30 protein-coding genes are annotated in these 24,831 nt (G+C 50.3%); 28 read left to right on the top strand and 2 right to left on the bottom strand.

Features of this window, described 5'->3' with window-relative positions; translation table 11 throughout:
- Positions 1–84: 84 nt before the first annotated feature.
- The 8 genes from ABE504_RS29485 (at position 85) to sufB (ending at position 6,940) form a co-directional block, all read left to right on the top strand.
- Entirely contained in the window at positions 85–543 is a 459-nt protein-coding gene (locus ABE504_RS29485; protein WP_430095812.1) for a Dps family protein, read from the top strand.
- 102 nt (positions 544–645) lie between these two features.
- Positions 646–819 carry a hypothetical protein gene (locus ABE504_RS29480; RefSeq protein ID WP_430095809.1) on the top strand — a complete coding sequence of 58 codons (174 nt, stop codon included), beginning with the start codon at positions 646–648 and terminating at the stop codon, positions 817–819.
- A 124-nt stretch (positions 820–943) separates the two neighbouring features.
- Positions 944–1,513, top strand: coding sequence for a DUF1802 family protein (locus tag ABE504_RS29475; protein ID WP_430095807.1), 570 nt, complete (start codon positions 944–946; stop codon positions 1,511–1,513).
- Positions 1,514–1,686: 173 nt separating this feature from the next.
- Positions 1,687–2,517, top strand: coding sequence for a Fe-S cluster assembly ATPase SufC (sufC, locus tag ABE504_RS29470; RefSeq protein WP_126141680.1), 831 nt, complete (start codon positions 1,687–1,689; stop codon positions 2,515–2,517).
- Positions 2,518–2,548: 31 nt separating this feature from the next.
- Entirely contained in the window at positions 2,549–3,844 is a 1,296-nt protein-coding gene (gene sufD / locus ABE504_RS29465; RefSeq protein ID WP_430095805.1) for a Fe-S cluster assembly protein SufD, read from the top strand.
- Entirely contained in the window at positions 3,841–5,067 is a 1,227-nt protein-coding gene (locus ABE504_RS29460; protein ID WP_430095802.1) for a cysteine desulfurase, read from the top strand. The genes sufD and ABE504_RS29460 overlap by 4 nt, the downstream gene beginning before the upstream one ends.
- On the top strand, positions 5,054–5,488 hold the full coding sequence (gene sufU, locus ABE504_RS29455; RefSeq protein ID WP_430095799.1) for a Fe-S cluster assembly sulfur transfer protein SufU: 435 nt from the start codon (positions 5,054–5,056) through the stop codon (positions 5,486–5,488). Before ABE504_RS29460 ends, sufU begins: the two co-directional genes overlap by 14 nt.
- A gap of 54 nt (positions 5,489–5,542) precedes the next feature.
- Positions 5,543–6,940, top strand: coding sequence for a Fe-S cluster assembly protein SufB (gene sufB, locus ABE504_RS29450; protein ID WP_430095796.1), 1,398 nt, complete (start codon positions 5,543–5,545; stop codon positions 6,938–6,940).
- Positions 6,941–7,360: 420 nt separating this feature from the next.
- Here the strand turns inward: sufB and ABE504_RS29445 are convergent, their stop codons facing one another.
- Both ABE504_RS29445 and ABE504_RS29440 read right to left on the bottom strand, forming a co-directional pair.
- Complete coding sequence (locus tag ABE504_RS29445; RefSeq protein ID WP_430095794.1) at positions 7,361–7,768, bottom strand: ImmA/IrrE family metallo-endopeptidase; 408 nt, start codon at positions 7,766–7,768, stop codon at positions 7,361–7,363.
- Positions 7,769–7,780: 12 nt separating this feature from the next.
- Positions 7,781–8,167 carry a helix-turn-helix domain-containing protein gene (locus tag ABE504_RS29440; protein ID WP_430095792.1) on the bottom strand — a complete coding sequence of 129 codons (387 nt, stop codon included), beginning with the start codon at positions 8,165–8,167 and terminating at the stop codon, positions 7,781–7,783.
- 290 nt (positions 8,168–8,457) lie between these two features.
- Between ABE504_RS29440 and ABE504_RS29435 the strand changes: the two genes are divergently transcribed.
- The 20 genes from ABE504_RS29435 to ABE504_RS29340 all read left to right on the top strand — a co-directional run bounded on the left by ABE504_RS29435 (position 8,458) and on the right by ABE504_RS29340 (position 24,781).
- Positions 8,458–8,994 carry an ssDNA-binding protein gene (locus ABE504_RS29435; RefSeq protein WP_430095789.1) on the top strand — a complete coding sequence of 179 codons (537 nt, stop codon included), beginning with the start codon at positions 8,458–8,460 and terminating at the stop codon, positions 8,992–8,994.
- Positions 8,981–9,463, top strand: a complete 483-nt coding sequence (locus tag ABE504_RS29430) for a sigma factor-like helix-turn-helix DNA-binding protein (RefSeq protein WP_430095787.1) — start codon at positions 8,981–8,983, stop codon at positions 9,461–9,463. Before ABE504_RS29435 ends, ABE504_RS29430 begins: the two co-directional genes overlap by 14 nt.
- 85 nt (positions 9,464–9,548) lie before the next feature.
- Entirely contained in the window at positions 9,549–9,950 is a 402-nt protein-coding gene (locus tag ABE504_RS29425) for a phage tail terminator family protein (protein ID WP_430095784.1), read from the top strand.
- Positions 9,947–10,129 (top strand): hypothetical protein, encoded by a 183-nt coding sequence (locus tag ABE504_RS29420; protein ID WP_430095781.1) that lies wholly within the window; start codon positions 9,947–9,949, stop codon positions 10,127–10,129. Before ABE504_RS29425 ends, ABE504_RS29420 begins: the two co-directional genes overlap by 4 nt.
- 1 nt (position 10,130) lies before the next feature.
- A complete protein-coding gene (locus ABE504_RS29415) occupies positions 10,131–11,444 on the top strand; it encodes a phage tail sheath family protein (RefSeq protein ID WP_430095779.1) in 1,314 nt (437 codons plus the stop codon).
- 1 nt (position 11,445) lies between these two features.
- Positions 11,446–11,910 carry a phage tail tube protein gene (locus ABE504_RS29410; protein ID WP_430095777.1) on the top strand — a complete coding sequence of 155 codons (465 nt, stop codon included), beginning with the start codon at positions 11,446–11,448 and terminating at the stop codon, positions 11,908–11,910.
- Positions 11,911–11,932: 22 nt separating this feature from the next.
- Positions 11,933–12,355 carry a phage tail assembly chaperone gene (locus ABE504_RS29405; RefSeq protein WP_430095775.1) on the top strand — a complete coding sequence of 141 codons (423 nt, stop codon included), beginning with the start codon at positions 11,933–11,935 and terminating at the stop codon, positions 12,353–12,355.
- A gap of 244 nt (positions 12,356–12,599) precedes the next feature.
- Positions 12,600–14,741 carry a hypothetical protein gene (locus tag ABE504_RS29400; protein ID WP_430095773.1) on the top strand — a complete coding sequence of 714 codons (2,142 nt, stop codon included), beginning with the start codon at positions 12,600–12,602 and terminating at the stop codon, positions 14,739–14,741.
- Entirely contained in the window at positions 14,738–15,484 is a 747-nt protein-coding gene (locus ABE504_RS29395) for a LysM peptidoglycan-binding domain-containing protein (RefSeq protein WP_430095771.1), read from the top strand. The genes ABE504_RS29400 and ABE504_RS29395 overlap by 4 nt, the downstream gene beginning before the upstream one ends.
- Positions 15,485–15,493: 9 nt before the next feature.
- Entirely contained in the window at positions 15,494–16,492 is a 999-nt protein-coding gene (locus ABE504_RS29390; RefSeq protein WP_430095768.1) for an XkdQ/YqbQ family protein, read from the top strand.
- Positions 16,458–16,775, top strand: a complete 318-nt coding sequence (locus ABE504_RS29385) for a DUF2577 domain-containing protein (protein WP_430095765.1) — start codon at positions 16,458–16,460, stop codon at positions 16,773–16,775. Before ABE504_RS29390 ends, ABE504_RS29385 begins: the two co-directional genes overlap by 35 nt.
- A complete protein-coding gene (locus tag ABE504_RS29380) occupies positions 16,772–17,164 on the top strand; it encodes a DUF2634 domain-containing protein (protein WP_430095762.1) in 393 nt (130 codons plus the stop codon). Before ABE504_RS29385 ends, ABE504_RS29380 begins: the two co-directional genes overlap by 4 nt.
- Positions 17,165–17,168: 4 nt before the next feature.
- Positions 17,169–18,230 (top strand): baseplate J/gp47 family protein, encoded by a 1,062-nt coding sequence (locus tag ABE504_RS29375; protein WP_430095760.1) that lies wholly within the window; start codon positions 17,169–17,171, stop codon positions 18,228–18,230.
- Positions 18,223–18,783 (top strand): putative phage tail protein, encoded by a 561-nt coding sequence (locus ABE504_RS29370; RefSeq protein WP_430095758.1) that lies wholly within the window; start codon positions 18,223–18,225, stop codon positions 18,781–18,783. The genes ABE504_RS29375 and ABE504_RS29370 overlap by 8 nt, the downstream gene beginning before the upstream one ends.
- Positions 18,784–18,789: 6 nt before the next feature.
- Entirely contained in the window at positions 18,790–19,053 is a 264-nt protein-coding gene (locus tag ABE504_RS29365; protein ID WP_430095755.1) for a hypothetical protein, read from the top strand.
- Between the two features lie 17 nt (positions 19,054–19,070).
- Positions 19,071–21,740, top strand: coding sequence for a hypothetical protein (locus ABE504_RS29360; protein WP_430095752.1), 2,670 nt, complete (start codon positions 19,071–19,073; stop codon positions 21,738–21,740).
- A 154-nt stretch (positions 21,741–21,894) separates the two neighbouring features.
- Positions 21,895–22,287: a phage holin family protein gene (locus ABE504_RS29355; RefSeq protein WP_126141659.1), complete on the top strand. Its 393-nt coding sequence runs from the start codon at positions 21,895–21,897 to the stop codon at positions 22,285–22,287.
- Positions 22,284–22,907: a glucosaminidase domain-containing protein gene (locus tag ABE504_RS29350; protein ID WP_430095749.1), complete on the top strand. Its 624-nt coding sequence runs from the start codon at positions 22,284–22,286 to the stop codon at positions 22,905–22,907. Before ABE504_RS29355 ends, ABE504_RS29350 begins: the two co-directional genes overlap by 4 nt.
- A gap of 115 nt (positions 22,908–23,022) precedes the next feature.
- Positions 23,023–23,556 carry a hypothetical protein gene (locus tag ABE504_RS29345; protein ID WP_430095747.1) on the top strand — a complete coding sequence of 178 codons (534 nt, stop codon included), beginning with the start codon at positions 23,023–23,025 and terminating at the stop codon, positions 23,554–23,556.
- A gap of 118 nt (positions 23,557–23,674) precedes the next feature.
- Positions 23,675–24,781 carry an NlpC/P60 family protein gene (locus ABE504_RS29340; protein WP_430095745.1) on the top strand — a complete coding sequence of 369 codons (1,107 nt, stop codon included), beginning with the start codon at positions 23,675–23,677 and terminating at the stop codon, positions 24,779–24,781.
- The last annotated feature ends 50 nt before the right edge of the window (positions 24,782–24,831 follow it).

The raw sequence follows: 24,831 nt of genomic DNA, 5'->3' as shown, positions 1-24,831 counted from the left end.
AGATTTTACATAAAATCGCGGGCCAAAGCCTAAACTACGGTGTACAAGCTCGGCGTCAGACGCTATTTTCGAAGGAGGTTTATCATGGCTACGGCAACAACGGTTTCCCCGCAAACGATTCATACTGTCCTGAACAAGCAAATTTCCAACTGGAACGTGCTTTACGTGAAGCTTCATAACTACCACTGGTATGTGAAAGGCAATCAATTTTTTACGCTGCATGTGAAATTTGAGGAACTGTACAATGAAGCCGCGCTGCATATCGATGAACTGGCGGAGCGCTTGCTGACGATTGGCGGGAAGCCTGCGGCCACGATGAAATCGTATCTGGAAACAGCTTCGATTAAGGAAGCTTCCGGCAGCGAGGCGGCTAATCAGATGGTGGAAGCGATCATCGCCGATTTCACAACGGTTACGGAAGAGTTGAAAGCCGGCATGGAAGCTTGCCAGCAAGTCGCGGATGAGACGACTTCGGATATGCTGCTGGGCATTCAGACGAGCCTCGAGAAGCATCGCTGGATGCTGCAAGCGTTCCTCGGTTAAATTTCACGGAAAATTTACACAAATTTTAATTTGCCCGAACATGCCTCTGATGAAACTTCCGTAAACTAGAATTATATATAGGAAGAATCGGAGGAAGAGCCGATGAAGAAAATTGTGCAAGTTCTACTCGTTGCCGCGAGTCTGGCAGGGCTTTTGCTCGTTGCGTATTGGGCTGAACCCCAGAGGCCGGCTGCGGACCCGAACCCGCTGAAGGGAAATCAGGAACAGTTTGCCCGAATTCAGAGCGCATATTACGCAGAATCGTCAGATAAATGAGGAGAACAGTCTTGCTGATAGCGAGGCTGTTTTTTTATGCTTCGTAAGCGTTCTCTAATTTGTTTTACAAAGCAAGATTATTTATAATAGATGGATTAATGAGGAGAACGGAGGCGTTGGCACAATGGGGAACGCAGTTGCGCTTAAGGAGTGGGCATCGGCGATCAAGGCGCTGGAGGCTGGCAAGCAGATTTTTATTATGCGCAAGGGAGGGATTATCGAAGAAACGCGGGACTTCCAGGTGCAGTCGCACGATTTCCTGCTGTATCCAACGTATGAGCACCAACGCCGGGAACTGCTGAAGGAAGCGTACCGAGGTGTCATTGACGAGACGCTTGCGAACTGGTCGGCGGAAGATACACACGTCACGATTACGAGCTATGCCCGATTGATTGAGGACATCGAGATCATGGAGCAAGAGCGGCTCAATCAGTTGTTTCCTTTTCACATTTGGACGGAAAATTTCACGGAAGAAAGATTGAAGTGGAAACGGAAAAACCCGCTGCATATTATGCTGTTAAGGGTGTATCGTTTGAAGCAGCCGATCACCATTCCGATCGAACAGGCCTATATGGGCTGCAAATCCTGGATCCAGCTTGGAAACGAGGCGCCTGGGGACGATGGGCTGGAGCCTGTCCTGAATGACGAACAATTTGCTGCGCAACTTGCCGAAATAAAACGGGTTTTGACATAAAAACTACGCATATTTTCACATTTTGCACTCGTTTTGTATGGAAATGCCCTTTCTTGATTTACAGTAGTGAGTTATAATAGAATTATTCTAATGAGAATCAGTGATAATCAGTTTAGGTTTATGGTTGTCATTTGTTTTAAAAGTACACTCAACATTATGGAGGCTTATCGAAAATGGCAAATTCCCCAATTTTTACAATAGACGGGCTGAAAGCGAACGTCGAAGGAAAGGAAATTTTGAAAGGTCTGTCCCTTGAAGTCAAGGGCGGCGAAGTGCATGCGATCATGGGACCGAACGGTACGGGTAAAAGTACGCTGGCTTCCGCATTGATGGGGCACCCGAAATATGAAGTGACGGAAGGTTCCGCAACGCTCGACGGTGAAGATTTGCTGGAAATGGCCGTTGACGAGCGCGCTCGCGCAGGTCTGTTCCTGGCGATGCAGTACCCAAGCGAAATTACGGGCGTAACGAACGCTGACTTCCTGCGCAGTGCGATCAACGTACGCCGCGGCGAAGGCAATGAGATCTCTTTGATCAAGTTCATTCGCCAAATGGAAGCGAAAATGAAGCAGCTTGAAATGAACCCTGAGTTCATGCACCGTTACCTGAACGAAGGCTTCTCCGGCGGTGAGAAGAAACGTAACGAAATTCTTCAAATGCTGCTGCTTGAGCCGAAAATCGTCATTTTGGACGAAATCGACTCCGGTCTGGATATCGATGCGCTTCGTATCGTTGCGGAAGGCGTTAACGCTATGCGCAGTGAAGAGCGCGGTTTCTTGATCATCACGCACTATCAACGTCTGCTTAACTACGTAAAACCTGATTTTGTACATGTTATGATGCAAGGCCGCATCGTTAAATCCGGCGGTCCTGAGCTTGCAGAGCGTCTGGAAGCGGAAGGCTATGACTGGGTGAAAGCAGAACTCGGCATCGTGGACGAAACGGTTGGTCAAGACGAAGAAGAATTCAAAATTCCAATGAACACCACAGCGCCGAAATACTAATCAACACCGAAGTAATAATCAGGAGGATATTATGAGCAATCAAACGACCCTATCCATCGATTCGAACTCGGTGCTTGAGCTTTCCAGAAGCAAACAAGAACCGGAATGGATGACGACACTTCGTTCCGAAGGTCTCTCCCTGGCGAATTCGTTGGACTTACCAACGCTTGAAAAAACAAGAATCGACCGCTGGAGCATTTCCTCCTACGGTTCCTATAAAGCCCAGTCGCCTGTGGCGTCTGTGGATGCACTTCCAGCTGTCAGCCAAGGGTTGGCTGGCGGAGAGAACTTGATCGTGCAGCGCAACTCCGGCATCGTGTTCACGCAAGTGTCCGAAGCGCTGAAAGCGCAGGGTGTGATCTTCACCGATCTCGAAACAGCGGTACGCGAGCATGCGGACCTCGTGAAGCCTTACTTCATGAAAGCCGTTGAAGCAAACGAAAATCAAGTGACGGCGACGCATGCGGCGCTGTGGAACGGCGGGGTCTTCATCTACGTTCCGAAAAATGTCGTGGTTGAAGCTCCGCTTCAAGCGCTGTTCATCGCGGACGATGCGGAAGCGACGTTTGCGCCGCATATTTTGATCGTAGCTGAGCAATTCAGTTCTGTAAGCTTTGTTGAAAATTACGTATCCGCTGTCGGCGGTGCTGCGCTCGTACAAAACGGCGTCGTGGAAGTCTTCACGAAACCGGGCGCTCGCGTGAACTATTCCTCCGTGCACAGCATGGAAGAGTCCGTGACCGACCTGACTTACCGCCGTGCGATTCTCGAAGACGATTCCGCGATCGCGTGGGTTGTCGGCGAGCTGAACTTTGGCAACTCGATGTCCGATACGACGTCGATTTTGCGCGGCAAAGGCTCCGACTCCGATGCGAAAGTGATCTGTGTCGGCACGCAAGAGCAGAAGCTGAACCTGACGACACGCGCCGTTCACTGGGGCAAAGCATCCACGAGCGATATGATTACGCGTGCGGTTATGCGTGACGGCGCGACGGCGATCATCAACGGCATCACGAAGATCGAGAAGGGCGCAACAGGCTGTAACGGCCAACAAACGGAGAAAGTGCTTATGCTGAGCCCGAAAGCTCGCGGGGACGCGAATCCGATTCTTTTGATCGATGAAGATGATGTAAAAGCTGGCCATGCTGCGAGCGTAGGCCAAGTCAATGCGGAGCAGGTTCACTACCTGATGTCGCGCGGGATTACGAAGGAAGAGGCTCAACGTCTGATCATCTACGGTTTCTTGGCGCCAATCGTGTCCGAGATTCCGTTGCAAAGCGTTGAAGATCAGCTGCAAAGCTTAGTGGAGAGGAAGCTGGGACAATGAATACAGCCGAGATACGTGAACTATTTCCCATTTTAAAGCAAGAAGTGAATGGTCATCCCCTGGTGTATTTGGACAGCGCTGCTACCTCCCAGAAGCCGATTCAGGTGATCGAGGCACTGAAGCATTACTATGAATGGGATAATGCTAACGTTCATCGCGGTGTTCATACCCTCGGCTCCAGGGCAACGGATGCGTACGAAGGAGCTAGAGCCAAAGTGGCGAAGTTCATCGGCGCAGCCAGCGAGCAGGAAATTATTTTTACCAGAGGTACGACTACGGCCATCAATCTTGTAGCGTCCAGCTATGCGCGCTCGGTGCTGAAAGAAGGCGACGAAATCGTCATTACGCCGATGGAGCACCACAGCAACCTGATTCCTTGGCAGCAAGCCGCTAAGGCGACGGGCGCTACATTAAAATATATTCCGCTTCAGCCGGACGGCTCGATTGCGCTGGCGGATGTGGAAAGCACGATTACAGATCGCACCAAAATCGTTTCGGTTGTCTACATTTCCAACGTGCTCGGCGTCGTGAATCCTGTGAAGGACATCGCGAAGATCGCCCACAAGCACGGTGCGAAAATGGTTGTCGACGGTGCGCAAAGCACGCCGCACATGAAAGTGGATGTGCAGGATCTGGATTGCGATTTCTACGCGCTGTCCGGCCATAAAATGTGTGCGCCGACCGGAATCGGGGCATTGTATGGGAAGAAGGCGCTGCTCGAAGAAATGGAGCCGGTTGAGTTCGGCGGCGAAATGATCGACCATGTGGATTTGTACAATTCCACATGGAAGGAGCTTCCTTGGAAATTCGAGGGCGGCACGCCGATTATCGCCGGCGCTGTAGGGCTTGGCGCGGCGATCGACTTCCTGCAGGAAGTCGGCATGGAGAACGTGTATCAGCATGACGTTCAGCTTACGCAGTATGCGCTGGAGCGCATGACGCAGCTCGAGGATTTGACGGTTTACGGACCGACGACGAATCGTGCGGGGCTTGTGACGTTCAACCTCGGCGACGTGCATCCGCACGACGTGGCTACGGTGCTGGACGCGGAAGGCATCGCCATTCGTGCAGGCCACCACTGCTGCCAGCCGCTGATGAGATGGCTGGAAGTCAGCTCGACGGCACGCGCAAGCTTTTATCTCTACAATACGGAAGAGGATATAGACCGTCTCGTGATGGCCTTACAAAAGACAAAGGAGTACTTCGGCCATGCAATTGGATGACTTGTACCGTCGCGTGATCATGGATCACTATAAAACGCCTCGTAATCGGGGGAAATTTGAATCGGATGAAGCCGTAACGATCGACTTGAACAATCCGACCTGCGGCGATAAAATTTCGCTTCAAATGCAGGTGGAAGACGGGATTGTCAAACTGGCGAAGTTCACTGGAGAAGGCTGCTCCATCTCCATGTCTTCCGCTTCGATGATGACGGATGCCGTTAAAGGCAAGTCGCTTGAAGAGGCATTGAAGATGGCGGAGGATTTCTCTTCTTTGATGAAGGGGGAGCCGGTCGAATTCGAGTACGAGGACATTGAGGCGCTGTCCGGCGTCAATAAATTCCCTGCGAGAATCAAATGTGCCACGCTGGCCTGGAACGCACTGCGCAAAGGGATCGAGCATACGCACAAAACCGAACACTAGCACATTTTTTTCGTGAACCACATATAAACATTACACATGAAGGAGGAATCAACCATGGCGAAACAAATGCCGGATCTTGAAGAGTATAAGTATGGTTTTCGGGATGAGCACAAAGCCATTTTCCAATCGGGCAAAGGTTTGACTCGTGAAATCGTTGAAGAAATCTCAAGAATTAAGGGCGAGCCGGAGTGGATGCTGGAGTTCCGCTTGAAGTCCTTGGAGCAATTCTTCAAAATGCCGATGCCGCGTTGGGGCGGCAACATGGACGATCTGGACTTTAACGACATTCAGTACTACGTGCGTCCATCCGAGAAGCAAGGGAAAACATGGGAAGAAGTTCCTACGGAAATTAAGGAAACGTTCGATAAGCTCGGTATTCCGGAAGCGGAGCAAAAGTTCCTAGCGGGCGTATCCGCGCAGTACGAATCCGAGGTTGTTTACCACAGCATGCAAAAAGAGCTGGAAGATCAAGGGGTTATCTTCATGGATACCGACTCTGCCTTGCGCGAGTACCCTGAGCTTTTCAGACAATACTTCGGTACGGTCATTCCTCCGTCCGATAACAAATTCGCTGCGCTGAACAGCGCCGTTTGGTCCGGAGGCTCGTTCATCTACGTGCCAAAAGGCGTCAAATGCGAAGTGCCTTTGCAGGCTTACTTCCGCATCAACTCCGAGAACATGGGGCAATTCGAGCGTACGCTCATCATCACCGACGAAGAGAGCTTCGTGCACTACGTAGAAGGCTGCACAGCGCCGATCTACAGCACGAACTCCTTGCACTCCGCGGTCGTTGAAATCGTGTGTCTGAAGAACTCCCGTGCGCGTTATACAACGATCCAAAACTGGGCGCCAAACATCTACAACCTCGTGACCAAACGTGCGGTTGCTGAAGAAGGCGCGACCATGGAATGGGTCGACGGCAACATCGGTTCCAAGCTGACGATGAAATATCCGGCTGTTGTGCTTAAAGGCCGCGGCGCGAAAGGTATGGTGCTTTCCATCGCGGTTGCGGGTAAAGGCCAACACCAAGACGCAGGCGCGAAAATGACGCACCTTGCACCGGATACAACATCCACGATCGTATCCAAATCGATCTCCAAGCACGGCGGTAAAGTAACGTACCGTGGTCTCGCTTCCTTCGGACGCAACTCCCAAGGTTCCAAAGCGAACATCAAGTGCGACACGCTGATCCTGGATAACGAATCGACGTCGGATACGATTCCGTACAACGAAATCATGAACGATAACATTACGCTTGAGCACGAAGCAACGGTTTCCAAGGTGTCTGAGGACCAATTGTTCTACCTCATGAGCCGTGGTCTAACCGAAGCCGAGGCGACGCAAATGATCGTTATGGGCTTCATCGAGCCGTTCACGAAAGAGCTGCCGATGGAATATGCGGTTGAGATGAATAGATTGATAAAATTTGAGATGGAAGGAAGCATCGGATAAGCTTTGATAATTCAAAGCAATGTCTTCAAGCTTCCTGGTGTGTAAAATACGTGTCCGCAATGACTTAGGGGATTGCTTCCTCAAGTCGCGCGGGCACGTATTTTTTTGTGGCGCAGGCTTCTAATATATGCGGACTGCCGTAGCGGGAACAGCGGTTGCGTGCGGGGGACGGAGAGGGCACGATGCTTACGTTGCTGGCGCTAACGGTCGCCACAGCGGCTATTTGGCGCAAAATCCGCCATTTCAAACTGTAACGGTCGCCACGGAGCTTATTTGTACGAAATCAGCCTGATTTCACCAGATTTCATAGAAATAAGCGTTGCGGCAACCGTTAGAATAAAAAATGCTCGTTTTTCGAGGCAATAAGCGTTGTGGCGCCTGTTACAGCTTTTTATCACACCGGCCTCGCTCCAAGGCGCGCTAATAAAAAGCCTCCATACTCTCCGGTATGTTATGCCGGTTAAAAAAGCTTTGCAGCGACTCCCCCTGCTGCGGAGAATCTCCCGCGGTCAGCAGCCGGATCGCAAACCGATTGGCTTGTCTTTCAAATTTGCCTGCGACAAAGAAGGAGGACTCGTCTATCCAAAAACGGCTGATGCCGGGATGCAGCCTGTCATGGGCGAGTTCGTGCGCGCAGACGAAACGCTGCCAGTTTTCATCCAGTTGATTATGAATCACAATATAGCGTCGGCGCAGCTTTTTGGTGTAGAACCCGCGGGTGTTGTCGCCGAGATCGTGGAACACCACGTTGATATTCAGGCATTTGGCCAGCTCGAATGGATTATTCGTTTTATATTTGCGAATTAGCTTATAAATAAGTTCGTCCATTCAGGTCCTCCGCTACTCTTCGATAGGCTTCCTCTTGTTTTTCTTCTTGGCATCCCAGAAAATCGCTTCCATTACTTTCATCACTTTGTCTTTATCGTCCTGATCCAGCGGAACCCCGTCAAACATGACAGGCGCATCTTCGAGCAGCATTTTTTTAAAATCCCGCAAATCTTTGGACGTTGCCCAATCCGGCGGCGGTGCGTTGTCTTCATCCAGGAGATGATGCGTGGGGATGTTCAACGCTTCTGCGATGGATTTGAGCGTCTCTACACTTGGATTGTACCGATCTCCTTCAATATCGGCAAGATACGAACGAGAGAGACTGGACTTCTCGGCCAGTTCGACTTGCGTTAATTTCCGTTCTTTACGAAATCGCTTGATGTTGGCGCCTATGGACATGATGGGATCCTCGCTTTCATGTCGGTTATTCCGACTATTGAGTCTAGTATAACGAGTGGAAGTCGGGAGGGCAACACTAAAAAGACGGAAATACAAGTTATATTAAGGGAATATATGGAGTTTCAGAGCTAGAATGGGAGATTCCTGTAAAAATGGGCAAAAATCGCTCAGAATCGGTTTGGACAAAATGTCGTGGATACTGTACATTTTTGGGTATAAGAACGTATGTTTGGTTCTGAACACTAGATATAATGTCGGGAATACAAGATGAGAATAACGGAGGGACTACAATGCTAAATATTCATGATAAACAAAGAGTGATTACTGGAAAGGTGAGATTCATCCAGCTCAAGCTGCAGCCTTCTGGCAATCGCAATCGGGAGAATGGAACAGCGTATCTTATCACGGTGCTCATTCCCAAGTCAGATGCGGCAACGAAGCGAAAAATGGATGCAGCCGTTCACGGTGCGATTGAAGAAGGTGTTCGGGTTCGTTGGAAAGAGACGAACTGCTTGACAGTATCGAGCCCTGTTCGCGATGGCGACTCGATGGCAGATCAGGTATGCCATGGGCACTGGGTATTGACGGCGACAGCCAAGCCCGATGAAAAGCCAGGGATCGTGGATAGGGACTTCCAGCCGATTCTGAATTCCAATGACATTTTTGCCGGAATGTATGGGCGGGTGTCGCTTTATTTTGCGGCGGAGGATCTTGCTTCGGGCACTGGAATCGGGGTGTATGTGAAAAACATTCAGAAGTTGGAGGACGGCACTGATCTAGATGACAGCAGAGCTAATCTGGAGGTGGATTTCATTGAGTCTGCATGATTTGCTGCTGCAATATATGAAAACCGTTCAGAATCTCACGGCTATGAAGGAGCAGGCAGAACGTCAAGAGGATCAAAAACTGCTCGCCGAGATGATCGGCGATTGTGAGTACATCGTGCTTTGGCTTCGCACAGGGCGGGCGCCTGGCAATCGCAGGGGTGTAGAACGCCGATCGGTCTATGAGCTGACCAAAGTGTGGGACCCCAGCTGGTTTGAGAGTTTTACAGGTGTTCCCGTTGCGGATTCCGTGCGCGAGCTCACGGCCAAAGAGGAGTTCGGCCTGCACGATGCCATGGCGGCACTCTCGGAGCGAGAGCGTCAGTGCTACATTTTGCACATCGGATTTGAATTCAGTTGGGAACAGGTTGCGCGGGAATTAAACATTACAATTCGCACTGTGCGTACGCATTACCAGCGAGCCGAGCAGAAGATGGAGCATATCCGAAAGTTGCTACTTACAAAAAGTTAGTTTGTCGCACGCATGCCCCTATATAGTGTAAGATGCGAACGTAAGTTCGCTAAGGAGGTGATGAACGATCATTGTTGATCAGATTATGGCAGGCATTGCAGCTTGCCTCGGCGAGACGGTGACTGGGGTTCCGGTTCATACAGAGGAGCCTGGCAGCCAGGAATCGTATCTGTTGGTCACGTTGACGAGCAGCGAGCAAATCGGCGGTTTGGATCGGAGAAGCAAGCGCGTCATGCAGTTTTGCATTTCCTTCTATCCGGAGCCGGAGAGCTTGACGAAAAAGGCCGATTGCCGGGGCGTGGCTGAGCAGCTTTTTGAGCCGCTGGTGAACATGGAGGCAGGTGGACAAACCTTTCGCTTGCACACGATGAAGTATGAAATTGCTGAGGATGTCCTCCGCTTTTACGTAACGGCGGATGTTCATGTGATGCGAGAGAAAGCGGTGCTTCCGCAGACGATGAAGCTTGAACAGGAGGTTCGCGTATGAACCAGGAACATGAAGCGGGACGAGAGCCCGTATTTACGAAAGAGCAGTTATTGCGCTCGACCCGGTGGGCAGGGACGTTGAAAGATGTGCTGAAATCTCAGCTCGCAGACGGCGAAAGCTACACCCATCAACAGGTGGAACAGATTGTAACTACATTTTTGAAAAGGACGGTGGAGTAAGATGGCAGGTGGAACTTTTACAATTCAAAATAAGGTGCGCCCGGGCGCATATTTTAATTTCGCAAGCAGCAGCACGCTGGGCACGCTGGGAGATCGCGGGATCGCGACGATGGCTCTGACACTGAGCTGGGGCGCGGCTAAGCAAGTGCTTGAAATTCATGCAGGTGACAATGTCAAGGCGCTGCTTGGTTATGAGGTGACGGACAGCAAGCTTGTCTTGGTCAAAGAAGCGCTGAAGCGGGCTGGCACACTGCTGCTCTATCGCTTGAACAGCGGAACGAAAGCGGCGGTTACGGTGGAAGACCTGACGGCTACAGCGAAGCACGGCGGGGAGCGCGGCAATCAACTGAAAGTGACGATTCAGCCGAACGTCGATTCGCCTTCCAAATTTGACGTGACGACGCTGCTCAGTTCGGAGGTTGTGGACAAGCAGATCGTTGGCACCATTGCGGAGCTTGCGGCGAATGCTTGGATCGATTGGAGCGGGGAAGGCGATCTGACCGCTACAGCCGGCGCAGCCTTGACCGGCGGAGCCGACGGTACGGTGACGAATGCCGACCACATCGATTATTTGACAGCGATTGAGGTTTACGATTTTCAGACGATTGCGTTGCCGTCGAGCGATGCGGCGCTGAAAGCGACGTATGCGGCATTTGCCAAGCGTTTGAGGGATGACGAGGGCAAGAAAATTCAAGCTGTCCTCGCGAACTATCCTGCGGCGGATTACGAAGGCGTGATCTCCGTCAAAAACGGGGTTATTTTAAGCGATGGGACGCATCTGGATGCAGTGTCAGCCACCGCGTGGGTAGCAGGGGCCGCAGCCGCAGCGCAAGTGAATGAAACGCTCACTTACCATGCTTACGACGATGCGGTGGATGCGAACCCGAGATACACGAACAGCCAAATCGAAACGGCGCTCAAATCCGGCGAGTTCTTGTTCACTCACAACAACGGCCAGGCGATCGTGGAGCAAGATATTAACGCGTTGACGTCGTTTACCGTGACGAAGGGACCGGTGTTCGCCAAAAACCGTGTGCTTCGCGTATTGGATGCGATCAATAACGATTTGAAGCGGATTTTTGAGCGTTTTTATATCGGCAAACTCGATAACAACAGCGATGGTCGCAACCTGCTGAAAAACGAATATGTGAAGTACCTGGAGTCCTTGCAAGAGATTGGCGCCGTGCAAAACTTCAATTCGCAAACGGACATTGTTATTGGTCAGGGCGTATCGGCAGATAGCGTGCTCGTTGAAGTGTCGGTACAGCCGGTCGATGCCATCGAAAAAATTTATACGAAAGTACAGGTGAACTAATATGAGTTTCCTTTATGCCAAAGATACGATTTCCGGGCAATCCGCCCGCGCTTATGCCACGATTAACGGTTCGGTTGAGCTGATGTTTTATGCCAAGAAATTCGAGGCAAAGGTCAAGAAAAACAAGAAAGAAATCAAGACGCTCGGCAAACGCGGCACGCAGAACAAAGCCAATGGCTTCAGCGGAACTGGCAGCATGACGATTTATTACACCACTTCGCTGTTCCGTAAAATGATGCTGGAATACACCAAAAATGGCGTTGACGTATATTTTGACGTGCAGGTGACGAATGAAGATCCGAGTTCTTCAATCGGCCAGCAGGTGACGACGGTCAAAAACATCAACCTGGACGAAATCACGATCGCTGCATTCGATGTTGAATCTGAGGCGATGGAAGAAGAAGTCAGCTTTACATTCGACGATTGGGATATGCCGACGGAATTTTCTGCGCCTGAATTAGGCTAATTCATAGAAGGAGGGTACTGGCATGAGTGAAATGAGCGTATTTTTGGCTGGCAATGTTGCCATGGAAACGACGGAGGAGTTCGTCGTATCCGAACGCTTTAAAGATAGCGAGGGCAGACCGGTCGCGTGGGTGCTCCGTTCGATTACGGAGGAAGACAACGACGCAATTCGCAAGTCCGCCACAAAGCGAAGCAAAAGCAAGGGCGGCCAGCAGGTGGCGGAAGTGGATCAGACGGATTACTTGTCCAAGCTCGCGGTGGCTTGCGTTAAATTCCCGAATCTGAAGGATGCGGATTTGCAAAAATCGTACGGTGTGCTCGGCGCGGAAACGCTGATCCGCAAAATGCTGCTCGCCGGCGAATATGCGAACCTGCTGCTCAAGGTTCAGGAGATCAACGGCTTCGATAAAGACATGAACGATCTGGTCGACGAGGCAAAAAACTAATCGAGGGAGGATGGGGCACGGACGGGGAACGGTGCGAGCCGGACCCGACCGCTGTCCTCCTGTACTACGCCTTGTTTAAGTTAAGAAGGCTGCCTAACGAAATTTTGCAGCTGCCTCGGAGTGAGCGAGCCTTCGTGTTCGCTTCGCTCCAGGTTTTTGCAAAACGCGAGGCGGACGAATCCAAAAAGACTCGGAAATAAAACGCCTCTTGGAGGCGTTTTGTTTGCGGGAAAGGAGTGTTGGGATGGCGACGGTTAGTACGAGTCTGGCTTTATATAAACAACCGGAAATTGTTGTAATGGAGCGGTTGGATACCACCAAAGCGATGAGGCAAGCCTATGATTTTCGCGAGCGGCTTTTTGAAATGATGGGTACGTTTATGACAGAAGTCCAATTTAATTTTCCTTCCGCCCTGGAATCGTTTCTTAAGGAAATGAGCAGCATGATGCATACGTTAACCGGTGAAGTTAAAAAGCTTACGGAGCTGCTTCAGGCTGCTAGCGCAGGTGGGGGAGCGGGTGGAGCTGTTGGGGGAAAGGCGGAGGAAGCCGTTAAAGAAGCGGCTGAGAAAGCTGACCCTGGAAAAAGCAGTAAACTCGTAGGTTTCGTTAAAAGTGTTGCGTCCTCCAATACGCTGTCTGCTGTCATGAAGCAGGCGAAAAGTGCGATGTCGGCAAGTATGGAAGAGCAGCAGTTGGCAAATACATTTAAAGCGCGAACTGGCAACGACCAGGTCGGAGCAGCGATGTTCGCAAAGTTTAAAAAAGAAGCGCTCGCCGCAGGGCAGGATGTCAGTCAGTCGCTGAAAAGTACGCTCTCTTTTCTCCCTGTTGCGCAAAATACGAATCAGCTATCCAAAATGAACACAATGGCTCAAAGGTTAAGTGTCGGCGGCGGCAGTACGCTCGATCAATCATCATCGGCGCTGAAAGATGCGATGACTGGGGATACAGGGGCGCTGGAAAAGAATTTTAACGTCTCCAAGGCAGATGTCAGCAAATACAAATTGGACAGTTTAGGTAAAAAAGGCGATATTGATGGATTCTTAAAGGCATTCGATCAGTTGCTTGAAAAACAGAAAATGGGTCAAGCTGCCTACGATAAAATGATGGCAAGTCCCGCGAATCAGTTACAGGCTTTGAAAAATAATCTTAAAGGCTCCATGGCAGAAGCGGGGCAAGGTGCTGTTACAGCGCTTCTCCCACTGATGCAACTGCTGAATACGGCTTTTCAGAGCGGGAAGTTTCAACCTTATTTTGACGCCTTTGCCTCCGCAATTCGAGGTGTAGCCATGATCTTCAGCACTTTGGTACAAACTGCTTTAGCACTGTCAAATGTGATTCAGGCGCATTGGCCGCTGATTAGCAATATCTTGATTGCCATTGGTGCAGCCGTTGTGACATACCTGATTCCGCAGCTATGGGCGATGATCCCTCCTTTATTTGCAGCGTTGCCGCCGCTTTTTGCACAAGTATTGGCTTGGCTGGCGATTAATTGGCCGATTCTGCTTGTTGCTGCTGCCATTGGAGCAGTTATCTTTATTTTGTTGCAGTGCGGGGTAACCGCTGCTCAAATTGTTGGGGCGATTGCGGGAAGCTTTATGGTGTTGGTTGGGGTGGTTTGGAATATTGTTGCTGTCATATGGAATTACTTTGTCAGCCTAGCTGAATTTTTAGTTAATTTATTTATTGACCCCATCTATGCAATTCAAAAACGTTTTTATGATTTAGCAATGTCTTGGGGGCTATTTGCGATAAACATGGTGAGAAGCGCTGAAGATTTTGCTGGAGGATTGATGACCTCTATCATATCAGCAATAAACGTGGCTCTGAAAGGATTTAACTGGCTGATGAGCGCTGTCAGTAGCTTGTTTGGAAAAGATTTTCAACCAGTGCAGCTACTCGACGAAAAAAATATCCACAGTGTTAGTGATAAGATGCAGGGTGTTCTCGACAAGATAGAAAAACCGACTAGCGACAAGAATGTAATGGACTTCTCCGCTGCCAAAATGGATCAGAAAAACCTCAAAAACGAGTTCGATTATGGCTTTAACGGTGGCTCGGATTTTATGAAAAATCTCTCGTTCAAAATGCCAGGAGCGGACACGTCTGTACTCGATAATTGGAATCAAAACGCGACCATTAATCGAGTGAACGAAGTTGGCTCTATTAATGACACCGTCGACATCTCCAGCGAGGATCTGAAGGTCATGCGCGACCTGGCTGAGATGAAGAGCATTCAAAACTTCGTTTCCCTCACGCCGACTGTACAGCTGACTGGGGATATTCATAACAATAATACAGGCGATGTCGAGGATATGCTCGGTCAGATCGTGGAAGCTTTGCAGGTGGAAGTATCCAGTTCCGTGAGCGGGGTGATCGCGTGAGTTATGAAATTCACTTAAGTTTCAACAACAACGAGGAAGGGTTCCAAATCCCGGTCAACCCCGAAACGATTGAATTAACGGCGAGCGGCAATGGCAAGACCTATGACATCATTGGGCCGAACGGGGGAACAGCGGAAACGCGCGCCGGTGAGATCAACATCATCACGAGCCCGAAGCTCAGGGAGGTATCGTTCAGTGGCATTTTTCCGGCCAAGTGGTACCCGTTCGTGACGAGTGAGCAGCTTTTTGAACCGATGTATTATGTGAAGTTGATTGAAAAATGGATGGCAACCAAGCATCCGATTCGGTTTGTGTACGGCGCGCATTATGAGCAGCATCTGGTTGAGCAGCATTTCCGGGGGCAAGATATTAATTTCCCTGCTTCCATTGAAAAGTTCAGTTGGAATGAGGATGCGGGGAGCTCCGGCGATCTGGAATACTCGTTGTCGCTGAAGGAGTATGTGTTCTATTCGGCACGCAGAGTGGTGGTCAAAACGGACAGCAATGGCGAAGCGGCTGCGATTCCCCAACCCAAGCGTCGGCCGGATGATCGCATCAGGCCGGATACGTACATGCTGAAAGACGGCGAGACCCTCGCGCAAGTGGCTATGAAGTTTTATTTGAATACTGACGGGGATCCTGACAGTTCGAAGTATCAGGAGATCCAGAAGCTGAACAAGCTGTCGGACGCGGATGTCAGAAAATTAAAGGCGGGCACGCGAATCAAGCTCCCTGCCTATTGAGGTGCTGCCATGTTAACGTTAGAGATTGACAATCGGGACGGAATGATGTGGGAACCTCCTTTCGCCGAAGTGACGGTGAAGACTAGCAGGGTTGGCAAGGCTTCCAGGTTGGATTTTACACTCTTGAAGGGAGGGCTCTATGAGAGTGATGCTTTTAAGTATGCGCCGGGTAATGTCGTGCGATTGCGGTATCAGGGACAGCCTCTGTTCTATGGCTACATTTTTGTCGTCGACGATGGCCGGGACAATGGCGTCAAAATTACCGCCTACGATCAAGTTCGGTATTTGATGGGGAATGAGACGTATGTTTTTAAAAATATGACTGCCACTGAGATTATTCAGAAGATTGCCGATGATCTGGAACTGAAAACAGGAAAGCTTGCCGATACGGTTCACAAGTTCCCGCAAAGGCTGGAGGACGGCACCAAGCTGCTGGATATGATTTGCGACGCCTTGGCAGATACGACGGTGGCCACGGGGAGATCTTACGTTTTTTACGACGATTTCGGCGAGCTGGCGCTTCGGGATATTGACGATTGGAAATTGGATTTTTCCATTGGGGATGAGAGTCTTGCGCTCGATTATAAAATGCAGCGATCCATTGATTCCGACACATACAACCGCATCAAGCTCGTTCAGGACAATAAAACGACGAAATCGCGTGACCTGTATGTCGCACAGGATAGCGGGAACATTGCCAGGTGGGGGCGGCTGCAATTTTATCAGAAGGTAAATGAGAAGCTGAATGAAGCTCAGATTAAACAGATGCTGGATAACCTGATTGAGCTGAAAAACCGCGAAACGCGCACCTTCTCCATAGATGCGATCGGAGAAATTCGGGTGCGGGCCGGTAGCTCTGTATCGATCAATATCGGGGAAATCGGGCAGAACAGTTATTTTCTGGTGGATGAATGTACGCATAAGTTTAGCGGGGCCGACCATACCATGTCACTAGAATTGAGGATATACGACTATGAAAAAAATAGCGGAACTGAACAACCTCATTAAACAGGTTGGTGTTGGGGCGACGGAGGCGGGGAAGCCGCTGCAGCTCCTTTTTGCAAAGGTCACAGGGATTGATCCTCTAGAGGTGTTCGTTGATCAACGATTCGCGCTTGATGAGGATTTTTTGATTGTGCCTGAGAGTCTGACGGCATACCAGGTAGAGAGTGAGGCGCTGCCGGAACCGCTGGTCATTCGCCGCGGCCTTGAGGCTGGAGACGATCTGATATTGCTTCGATTGCAGGGCGGGCAGCAGTTTTTGATTTTGGATCGGGTGGTGTCGTCATGATTCCTTCTGGGGGAATTGGCAATAGGGCGCTGCAGCAAGCTGAGCAGCCATCCTTGACCTATGCGCTTGATCCGGTCGCGGGGCGAATCATTGGGCGTGTGGACGGGCTGGAGGCGGTGCGGCAAGCCGTTTATAAAGTTTTGCAGACAGAGCGATTTAACTACTTGATTTATGGGCCCGACTACGGTTGCGAGTTCCAATCGCTGATTGGGAAGAGTGCCGTTTTTATTCGGACCGAGCTCAATCGGCGGATTCAAGAGGCGCTGCTGCAAGATGATCGGATTAAAGCGATTGAGGATCTGACGATTCGTCTGAACGGGGATTCCGCAATCGTAACGTTTACAGTTATCACGGCTTATGGAAATTTTGAAACGAGAAAAGAGGTGTAATGGCATGTATGAATCGCAAAGTTACGCGGTCATTCTGGGACGTATGTTAGATCGGATCCCGGACGATGTGGACAAGCGCCAGGGGAGTATGATCTATGATGCATTGGCGCCTGCGGCTTCCGAGCTTGCTCAGCTTTATGTCGAGTTGGACATGGGACTCCGTTCCGTATTTCCGCAAACGGCTGTGGAGGAGCATCTGGATGATTTAACCGAACCGTTTGGCCTGACGCGAAATCAAGCAACTTACGCAATAAGGAAGGGCGTGTTTGCAGGGGCTGCAGGTGTACCGCTTGATGTGCCCATCGGGAGTCGGTTTTCGATCTCCGGAGTGACGTATGCGGTCTTTTCGAAAATCGCTGCCGGCCAATTTGAAATGCGTTGCGAGACGCTAGGCGTTGTCGGAAATCAATACTATGGCACGATGCTGCCCATCGATTACATTACCGGATTGGTGAGTGCGACCCTGTCGGATGTGCTCATTCCCGGCGCTGAGCGGGAGAGCGATGCCAGTTATCGGGCGCGTTTCTTCTCGGAGGTTCGGGAACCGACAACGAGCGGCAACAAAGCGGATTATAAAAAATGGGCGCTGGAGGTCGATGGCGTAGGCGGTGCGCAGGTGATTCCGTTGTGGGACGGACCAGGAACGGTCAAAGTCATTATCATGGATACGAACAAGCAGCCAGCAAGCTCAACGCTTGTTGATGAAGTTCAGGCGTATATGGATCCGAATGCGGGGGTTGGCGAAGGGAAGGCGCCGATTGGCGCGTCGGTTACGGTGGCTGCTGCAACGAGCGTCGCGATTGAAGTGACGGGAACGATTACGCTTGACGGTTCGCGTACGCTGGCTCAGGTGCAGGCTGACTTTTCGGCTGCTTTGGCTGAATATTGTGCCGGCATCGCCTTTAGCTCCGATCCCTCGGTCAAATATGCGAAGGTTGGCGCAATGCTGCTGAATGTGGCGGGAGTGGCAGACTACTCATCGCTATTGCTCAATGGAGCGGGGAGCAATGTGGGCATTGCTGCCGGGGCATTGGCGGTTCTCGGGACGGTGACGCTGAGTGATTGAGATTGAAATCGGAAGTGCGGCGGGAGCGCAAATGCTGGGCTCCTTGCCGGAGATGTTTGAAAACATCTACGAAACCCGGGCGCTGGTGCAGGCAGAAGGTGTCGAGATTGACGATTTGAACGGCAGTTTGAGTGATGTTGTGGATCAGGCAATTGTCGATCGCGCAACCTGGGGTCTCTCGTATTGGGAGGATTTTCTTGGCATCCCGACGGACATTACGAAGCCCTACGATCAACGGCGGTCCGTGATTAAGTCGAAAATTCGGGGGACAGGGACGGTCACGATTGAGCTGCTTCGTAAGGTAGTAAGCAGCTATCAGAATGGCGCGATTGATGTGAGCGCCGATCCTGCATCCTATCAAATTACGGTGAGCTTCTCGGATGTGATCGGGTCACCTCCTAACATGGCAGACGTGTATGCGGCTGTCGGTGACATTTTACCGGCACATCTTGAAGTGATCTATCGCTTCCGTTTTCTATCCGTCTCAGAGGTTGAGGCATTGACGATTGACCAGCTTGAGCACACAGTGCTCGATTATCTTGCATGGGGGTGATGTGGTATGGCTACGCCTACTACACCGAATTTAGGATTAAACAAAGTGGATCGCAGTTCGCCGACAACGACATATGTGAATCTGAAAACATTGATCGATGATAACATGGATGCCTTGGATGCTGCGGTAGCGGGGAAGGCGCCGAAGGATAATCCGGTGTTTACGGGCAGTGGGGTTACGCTGCCGGCCGATCCGACTGCGGCGATGCATGCGGCGACGAAGCAGTGGGTAGAGGCGCAAATTGCATTAGCTAAAAAATATGCGCCGTAAGGAAGGTGAAATAGAGCATGAGTGCTTCTAATCAGATTACACTGGATTTCGGAAATTCCCCACAATTACAAGTAAATGGAGCTTACGGCGTTTTATCTAACGGATGGATTTATATTATTCGAGCGAATCCCGCGTCGAGTAATAGAATCGAATTTTGGGTTTCTTCCGACAACGGGGCGTCTTTCTATTTACATACGTACATAGAAAGTGGTAACTGGGGATTATATAATACGACAGTTAGCGGAACTAAACTTTTAAGCACACGTGTTTCAAATGGAAACTGGGGAAACTACTACGTTTACGGAATTGACTTAACAGCCATCCCAGTCGGTGCTTCCGCAAATTCTGTAGCGTATTCAAATGGCGGATGGTGGCAACAATATTTCGGATATTCGTACTACGCGGACACTGGTCCGGCTTTTCTTGCGTCTAATGGTAAGATATATGTAGGGACGACAAATAGGGTTGATAGCGGTGAAGATTCCCCTTCCGAGGATAAAATGTGGGTCGGAGGATGGAATACAGCATTTTCAGCTATTGGCTATGGCGGAGCAAACGTACGCACGATGGTTGAAAAAGATTGGCGTGTATATTTCGTTTATCCGGGCGTTAATGTTGTGTCTATAGACATGAACACAAATGCGTTTACACCCATCGGGCTTCCTTCTGGGATGGCGGTAAACTCATTATACTATACGTATTTGTTGCGTAACCCTAAGGATGGGAATATTTATTTTGTTGATCCATATTTAATAGCTACACTCAGAATATATAAATACGATGGCAGTTCATGGAGTCAAGTTTCATCCTTTTCATTTACTCATCCATCGACGGAAACGATTGTAATGGATTCATCTGGAAATATTCATGCTTTTTATTATCAAGCGCCTGGTTCTATGTATCACTATACTGTGTCCAATTTCGGCACTTCGGTATCAGCCATTACAGATTTAGGCGCACTCTTTTCCACGTATAACGTCGCTATGCAAGCACAAACGATTGAAGGGTATTCAAAAGGTGTGGGGGCGGCATTTGCCTCCGTCACAACCACACGTGTTAGTATTTACAGCTATACAGCTAATACAGTACCAAACGCTCCGACAGTAACAAGCCCGACAGCATACGCAAACACGAGAACGCCTACAATTTCATGGACGTTTAGCGATCCCGACAGCGGAGACACACAAGCAGGGTTTGAGGTAGAGATTGCAAATTCTGCATATAACGCAGTTCTATGGAGTTCGGGCTATATAGCGAGTTCAGCAACAAGCTATACAATTCCGGCGGGGGCGATAACGTCGGATGGTAGCTACTACTTCAGAATGCGTGTATGGGATTCATCGGGGGCAATCAATATAGCCAACGGCACAAGCCCCGATCCGAATTACGGCGGGAGAAGTACGCCGACTGTTATTGATACTGTAGCTCCTAACCAACCAACCCACACAATCGGAACGGTAACAGGCACAACTGCTGCAATAACATTTTCCGCATTTAGTGATAACGTGCCAAGCTCTGGGCAGAATGGCGGCGGTTATGTATGCGTTGAAACTATGGCAAGCGTGCGACTTCAAACGAATTGGCTAGCTGTGGGACAAACGTCATACACAATAACGGGACTCACGCCCAATACGCAGTATCGCGTTTTTGTGGTTTATCAAGATAACGCGGGTAACTGGAGTTTAAGTAGCCCTGTTTCTACAGTCTCAACGGATACGACAGCGCCAAACTCACCAACGCAAACAAACGGAGTGTTATACGCAACATCAAACGGCGTTTCATGGTCAGCCTTTAACGATCCGGCTCCATCCTCTGGCCTGTTGCTCACAACCCTTTATTTGCAGCAGTGGAACGGCTCATCGTGGGCTAACGTCCTAGGCTATCCTAAATCCGTTGTAGGGCTGACAAATAGCTTAACGGGGCTAACGCCTGCGACGCAATATAGATGGGGTGTAACCTATATGGACAACGCTGGAAACGTCAGCACGTTGAACTATACGACATTCACCACAAATAGTTATCCCGTGTCAACGTCCGTCAATCTCTCGTCATCCGGCTATACGCTAAACAAGCGCCCTAAATTCAAATTTACGGTTACAGACGCCAACGACGCCACATTGACTAATTTTCAAATTCAAATAAGTGCAGCAAATGATTTCTCGTCAATTCTGCTTGACACTACATCAAGCGCGGTTTCGTCGGGGTGGAGCGCAACAAGTCTATCGAGCGGGTCGACGGGCTACTATACACCTCAGGCAGACATAACAACGGGCCCACGTTACGTCAGAATCAGAGCATACGATGGAAAGGATTGGGGGACGTGGAGCGGGACAGCGGCATTTACTATTCAGGCCGTTTCGTGGCCTACTGTAATTGCCTCAGACGATACGGCGATAAGCAAGCGTACGATTGATGATTTGCGAACAAAGATTAACGCTATCCGACAGGCGCGGGGCTTGGCCGTAGCAACATGGACAGATGCTTCGATTCAAGACTGGACGAACGGGGCATCGGCCACAAACATAAGGGCGGTCCATTTAATTGAGTTGAGACAGGCAATCACAGACATTTATACAGTGCTGTCTACGGCAGCGCCTTCATGGGCACCTGATACGGTGATCGACACGACGAAGGATCGCAAGGGCCAACATTGGCTGGATTTAAGAACAGCGCTTTTAGGTACGTAGGCGGAAGCAATCATACTATTTGTGTATAAAGACGGCTATCCGTGTATTCGGTTCAGTCGTCTTTTTCATTCTCATAACGTTTCGAAAAATACATGTTCGAGGGCTTTACGATTTTCGCAGCCAACTTGGTAATTAGAAAAGGAGGTGGTTGAGGATGGAAAAAAGTATCGCGTCGACGTTGTTTGTAGCATTGGGAGCCTATGCATTCGGGGGGTGGACGAGTTTGTTAGTGTTATTGGCGATAGCCGCAGGTGTCGACTATATCACCGGCGTCCTTGCCATGATTAAATCGGGTCAGCCGCAGAGCAGCATTGGTTTTTGGGGGCTTATTAAAAAAGCGCTCATGTTTACCGCGATCATGCTTGCGCATCGGCTTGACCAGGTTCAGGGAACGACGATAATTATGCAGGGGGCTATTTATTCATTTTTAGCGAACGAATTGATTTCGATCAGTGAAAATTACGGCAAGCTGGGGCTGCCGCTCCCCAAGCCATTGCGAGAAGCGATTCGTCTAATCAAAAGTAAAGTCGGTGGTACATCCAAATGAACATGATTAATTGGTGGAACAAGGCGAAGGAGGCCAGTTTGGATACAGGCTGGTTTCCGACAGTCATTTTAGCCCAGTGGCAGCTTGAAACCGGCAACTTTACGAGTTCAAACCTGCACATCAACAACAATATCGCTGGCCAGACCTGGCAGCCTTATATGAGTGAGTCCTTGAAGGGTACGCCCCGCCCTGCCTCAGAAGGAGGCTTTTACATCAAGTATGATGACCCTGTTGCGGGGTATGTGGATTTTATCCTGCAAAATGGACGTTATGCCGATGTCAGATGCAAGGCGACGGAAATGGAACAGATCCAGGCGATCGCTACCGCGGGATGGGCTGTAGATCCTAATTATGCGAACAAGCTGGTTAAGATTCTGAGCAGTAACCAACAGCAAGGCTTCACCTTGCAAAGAGCGGAGGAAGAAAGCTTGAAATTAGACCCGGGAGTGGCGAATACGATTATTCATACGTGGATTGGACCGGCTTGGCTACAAGCGGACGAGGCGCAAAAAGAGTGTCAAGGCGACGTCGTAACAACGACCAAGTTACAAGAGCAGAAGGTCTACTATAACTGGCTTGCGAACCAACTGCGGTTGGCCGCGGGGCTCCCTTTTGAATAAAGCTCCGTCCCGAGACCGAGTCCACAAGGACCTTCGGACGGTTCAACAAGCCCTAAAGACATGTTATGCTTAAACATAACGAAGTTAAACGGTGATACATTGGAGGTTACGTACAATGCACAAACGGAGCTGGCATAACGGGATGTGGGAGACGAGCAGATGGAATCAGCGGGAGATTGATTATCAGTGGCCCTCGCAGTCGCTGCCGCTGATCAGTATACGGATCGGAGGGGCGCACACGGGCAGGAAAAAGGTGGCCATCGGGCTTATCGCAGTCGGGGATATCGCGATTGGTCTGATTTCAGCTGGAGGCGTAGCCTTCGGGCTCGTATCGATTGGAGCCGTCGCGATTTCTTGGCTGTTGTCTTTGGGCGCCGTTGCGGTCTCGCATTACTTGTCGGGAGGGGCCGTTGCGGTCTCCGGTTTTCTATCCGCAGGTGCGGTCGCCATTGGACATTGGGCCGCGGGCGCTGTTGCCATCGGAGAAGCAGCGCTAGGCGCGGTCGCCATTGGTCAAACTGCGCTCGGTGTCGTCGGGATTGGTGAATCGGCCTATGCCATTGTTGCGATTGGTCAGCACGGGATCGGATTGATACCGATATTGGGCGACTTTTTTAACTGGATCGCAGGGCTCTTTCGCTCTGCTTGATCAACCAACTTCTTTCCATTAAGCACCATGCCGCTGGCCAAGAATTGGCGCATATTTGCTCCTCGCTTGCTTCACTCTATGAAGGATGACAATGGATTCCTGAAGGAGAGAGAAGCGCATGTGGAGGATATGGAAAGCAGCGGCGGCTGGCGGTATGGCTGTTGCACTCTTGACGGTTACAGCCTGTGGGAAGGATGGCGCAAGCCCGAGCAGCAGCCCGTCGCCCACGGCGAAGCCCAAGGCTCAGTCGACAACGAACGGCAATTCGGCGCGCAGCTTATCGCAGCGGGGCGGCGGTATCATCGCTCAAGGCACCAACGAAGATGCGGTCATTCCAATTAAGGTGATCGGCAACACCAACTATATTCCGGTCTCACAGCTCATTCAAACGCTAAATTACAAATCCAATTGGGAAGATGGCCACACAAAGCTGCAGATTGGCGATAATGATGCGAATTTCGAACTGATCATGAATACGAACAAAGCGGTAAAAGACGGTGCTGAAATCCAGCTGGGACAGTCGGTCGTCCAAGAAGGCGACAATGCCTATTTGCCTGTTTCGGCGGTTGGGGATTTGTTCCAGGACGATATGTCCTTCGAGGTGAAAAATCAGGAATTGCGCATCCATCCTTCGACCATTTCGACACCGCCGAACGAGGATGCCCCTGATCCGGCCGGCACTTCGCCCGATTTGGATTTTAGCGATGACCCGGCCGATCCATTCCGTGGGGACGAGGATGCGGAAGCCGCTGTTCCATTATTGGATCAAGCCCTGCCGGCTTGGACAGATTTGGGCAATGACCAGGTCGTCCCTGTGCTGAAGAATGTGAATATCAATGCGATGATTCGAAAAGGCAAGCAGTATCTCGGGGTGAAATACCGTTTTGGAACGGGGCCGTATCCGAAAACAGGACGCTTCGATTGCTCGACCTTCACGCAGTATGTATACGGCAAGTACGGGGTTAGTCTGCCGCGGGTGGCGCGCCAGCAAGGCACGCGAGGCAATTTGGTCAGCCGGAAGTCTCTGCGTAAAGGAGATCTGATGTTTTTCTACGTGCCGGGCCGCTTTAAATCGAATCGTACCGTTGGACATGTCGGCATTTATATCGGTAATATGCGTATGCTGCATGCATCTCCTGAGCCGAAGAACGGCGTACAGATCACGAATATCAATAAAGCATATTGGAAAAAAACGTTTCTGAAAGCAAAAAGAATTGTATATTAAGCCGATTGCGTCTATCCTTAGGGATAGACTTTTTTAGTGCGCCTCACAGT

It is taken from the genome of Paenibacillus oryzisoli (genome assembly GCF_050467285.1).
Taxonomy (GTDB): domain Bacteria; phylum Bacillota; class Bacilli; order Paenibacillales; family NBRC-103111; genus Paenibacillus_E; species Paenibacillus_E oryzisoli_A.
Note: the sequence above shows the minus strand (reverse complement) of the source record. Positions and strands in the feature narration are given on the sequence as shown.

Excerpts from the sequence above, each read along its gene's own strand:
- ABE504_RS29485 (WP_430095812.1), top strand. The coding sequence starts at position 85 with ATGGCTACGGCAACAACGGTTTCCCCGCAAACGATTCATACTGTCCTG.
- ABE504_RS29480 (WP_430095809.1), top strand. The coding sequence starts at position 646 with ATGAAGAAAATTGTGCAAGTTCTACTCGTTGCCGCGAGTCTGGCAGGG.
- ABE504_RS29475 (WP_430095807.1), top strand. The coding sequence starts at position 944 with ATGGGGAACGCAGTTGCGCTTAAGGAGTGGGCATCGGCGATCAAGGCG.
- sufC (WP_126141680.1), top strand. The coding sequence starts at position 1,687 with ATGGCAAATTCCCCAATTTTTACAATAGACGGGCTGAAAGCGAACGTC.
- sufD (WP_430095805.1), top strand. The coding sequence starts at position 2,549 with ATGAGCAATCAAACGACCCTATCCATCGATTCGAACTCGGTGCTTGAG.
- ABE504_RS29460 (WP_430095802.1), top strand. The coding sequence starts at position 3,841 with ATGAATACAGCCGAGATACGTGAACTATTTCCCATTTTAAAGCAAGAA.
- sufU (WP_430095799.1), top strand. The coding sequence starts at position 5,054 with ATGCAATTGGATGACTTGTACCGTCGCGTGATCATGGATCACTATAAA.
- sufB (WP_430095796.1), top strand. The coding sequence starts at position 5,543 with ATGGCGAAACAAATGCCGGATCTTGAAGAGTATAAGTATGGTTTTCGG.
- ABE504_RS29445 (WP_430095794.1), bottom strand. The coding sequence starts at position 7,768 with ATGGACGAACTTATTTATAAGCTAATTCGCAAATATAAAACGAATAAT.
- ABE504_RS29440 (WP_430095792.1), bottom strand. The coding sequence starts at position 8,167 with ATGTCCATAGGCGCCAACATCAAGCGATTTCGTAAAGAACGGAAATTA.
- ABE504_RS29435 (WP_430095789.1), top strand. The coding sequence starts at position 8,458 with ATGCTAAATATTCATGATAAACAAAGAGTGATTACTGGAAAGGTGAGA.
- ABE504_RS29425 (WP_430095784.1), top strand. The coding sequence starts at position 9,549 with ATGGCAGGCATTGCAGCTTGCCTCGGCGAGACGGTGACTGGGGTTCCG.
- ABE504_RS29420 (WP_430095781.1), top strand. The coding sequence starts at position 9,947 with ATGAACCAGGAACATGAAGCGGGACGAGAGCCCGTATTTACGAAAGAG.
- ABE504_RS29415 (WP_430095779.1), top strand. The coding sequence starts at position 10,131 with ATGGCAGGTGGAACTTTTACAATTCAAAATAAGGTGCGCCCGGGCGCA.
- ABE504_RS29410 (WP_430095777.1), top strand. The coding sequence starts at position 11,446 with ATGAGTTTCCTTTATGCCAAAGATACGATTTCCGGGCAATCCGCCCGC.
- ABE504_RS29405 (WP_430095775.1), top strand. The coding sequence starts at position 11,933 with ATGAGTGAAATGAGCGTATTTTTGGCTGGCAATGTTGCCATGGAAACG.
- ABE504_RS29400 (WP_430095773.1), top strand. The coding sequence starts at position 12,600 with ATGGCGACGGTTAGTACGAGTCTGGCTTTATATAAACAACCGGAAATT.
- ABE504_RS29390 (WP_430095768.1), top strand. The coding sequence starts at position 15,494 with ATGTTAACGTTAGAGATTGACAATCGGGACGGAATGATGTGGGAACCT.
- ABE504_RS29385 (WP_430095765.1), top strand. The coding sequence starts at position 16,458 with ATGAAAAAAATAGCGGAACTGAACAACCTCATTAAACAGGTTGGTGTT.
- ABE504_RS29380 (WP_430095762.1), top strand. The coding sequence starts at position 16,772 with ATGATTCCTTCTGGGGGAATTGGCAATAGGGCGCTGCAGCAAGCTGAG.
- ABE504_RS29375 (WP_430095760.1), top strand. The coding sequence starts at position 17,169 with ATGTATGAATCGCAAAGTTACGCGGTCATTCTGGGACGTATGTTAGAT.
- ABE504_RS29365 (WP_430095755.1), top strand. The coding sequence starts at position 18,790 with ATGGCTACGCCTACTACACCGAATTTAGGATTAAACAAAGTGGATCGC.
- ABE504_RS29360 (WP_430095752.1), top strand. The coding sequence starts at position 19,071 with ATGAGTGCTTCTAATCAGATTACACTGGATTTCGGAAATTCCCCACAA.
- ABE504_RS29355 (WP_126141659.1), top strand. The coding sequence starts at position 21,895 with ATGGAAAAAAGTATCGCGTCGACGTTGTTTGTAGCATTGGGAGCCTAT.
- ABE504_RS29350 (WP_430095749.1), top strand. The coding sequence starts at position 22,284 with ATGAACATGATTAATTGGTGGAACAAGGCGAAGGAGGCCAGTTTGGAT.
- ABE504_RS29345 (WP_430095747.1), top strand. The coding sequence starts at position 23,023 with ATGCACAAACGGAGCTGGCATAACGGGATGTGGGAGACGAGCAGATGG.
- ABE504_RS29340 (WP_430095745.1), top strand. The coding sequence starts at position 23,675 with ATGTGGAGGATATGGAAAGCAGCGGCGGCTGGCGGTATGGCTGTTGCA.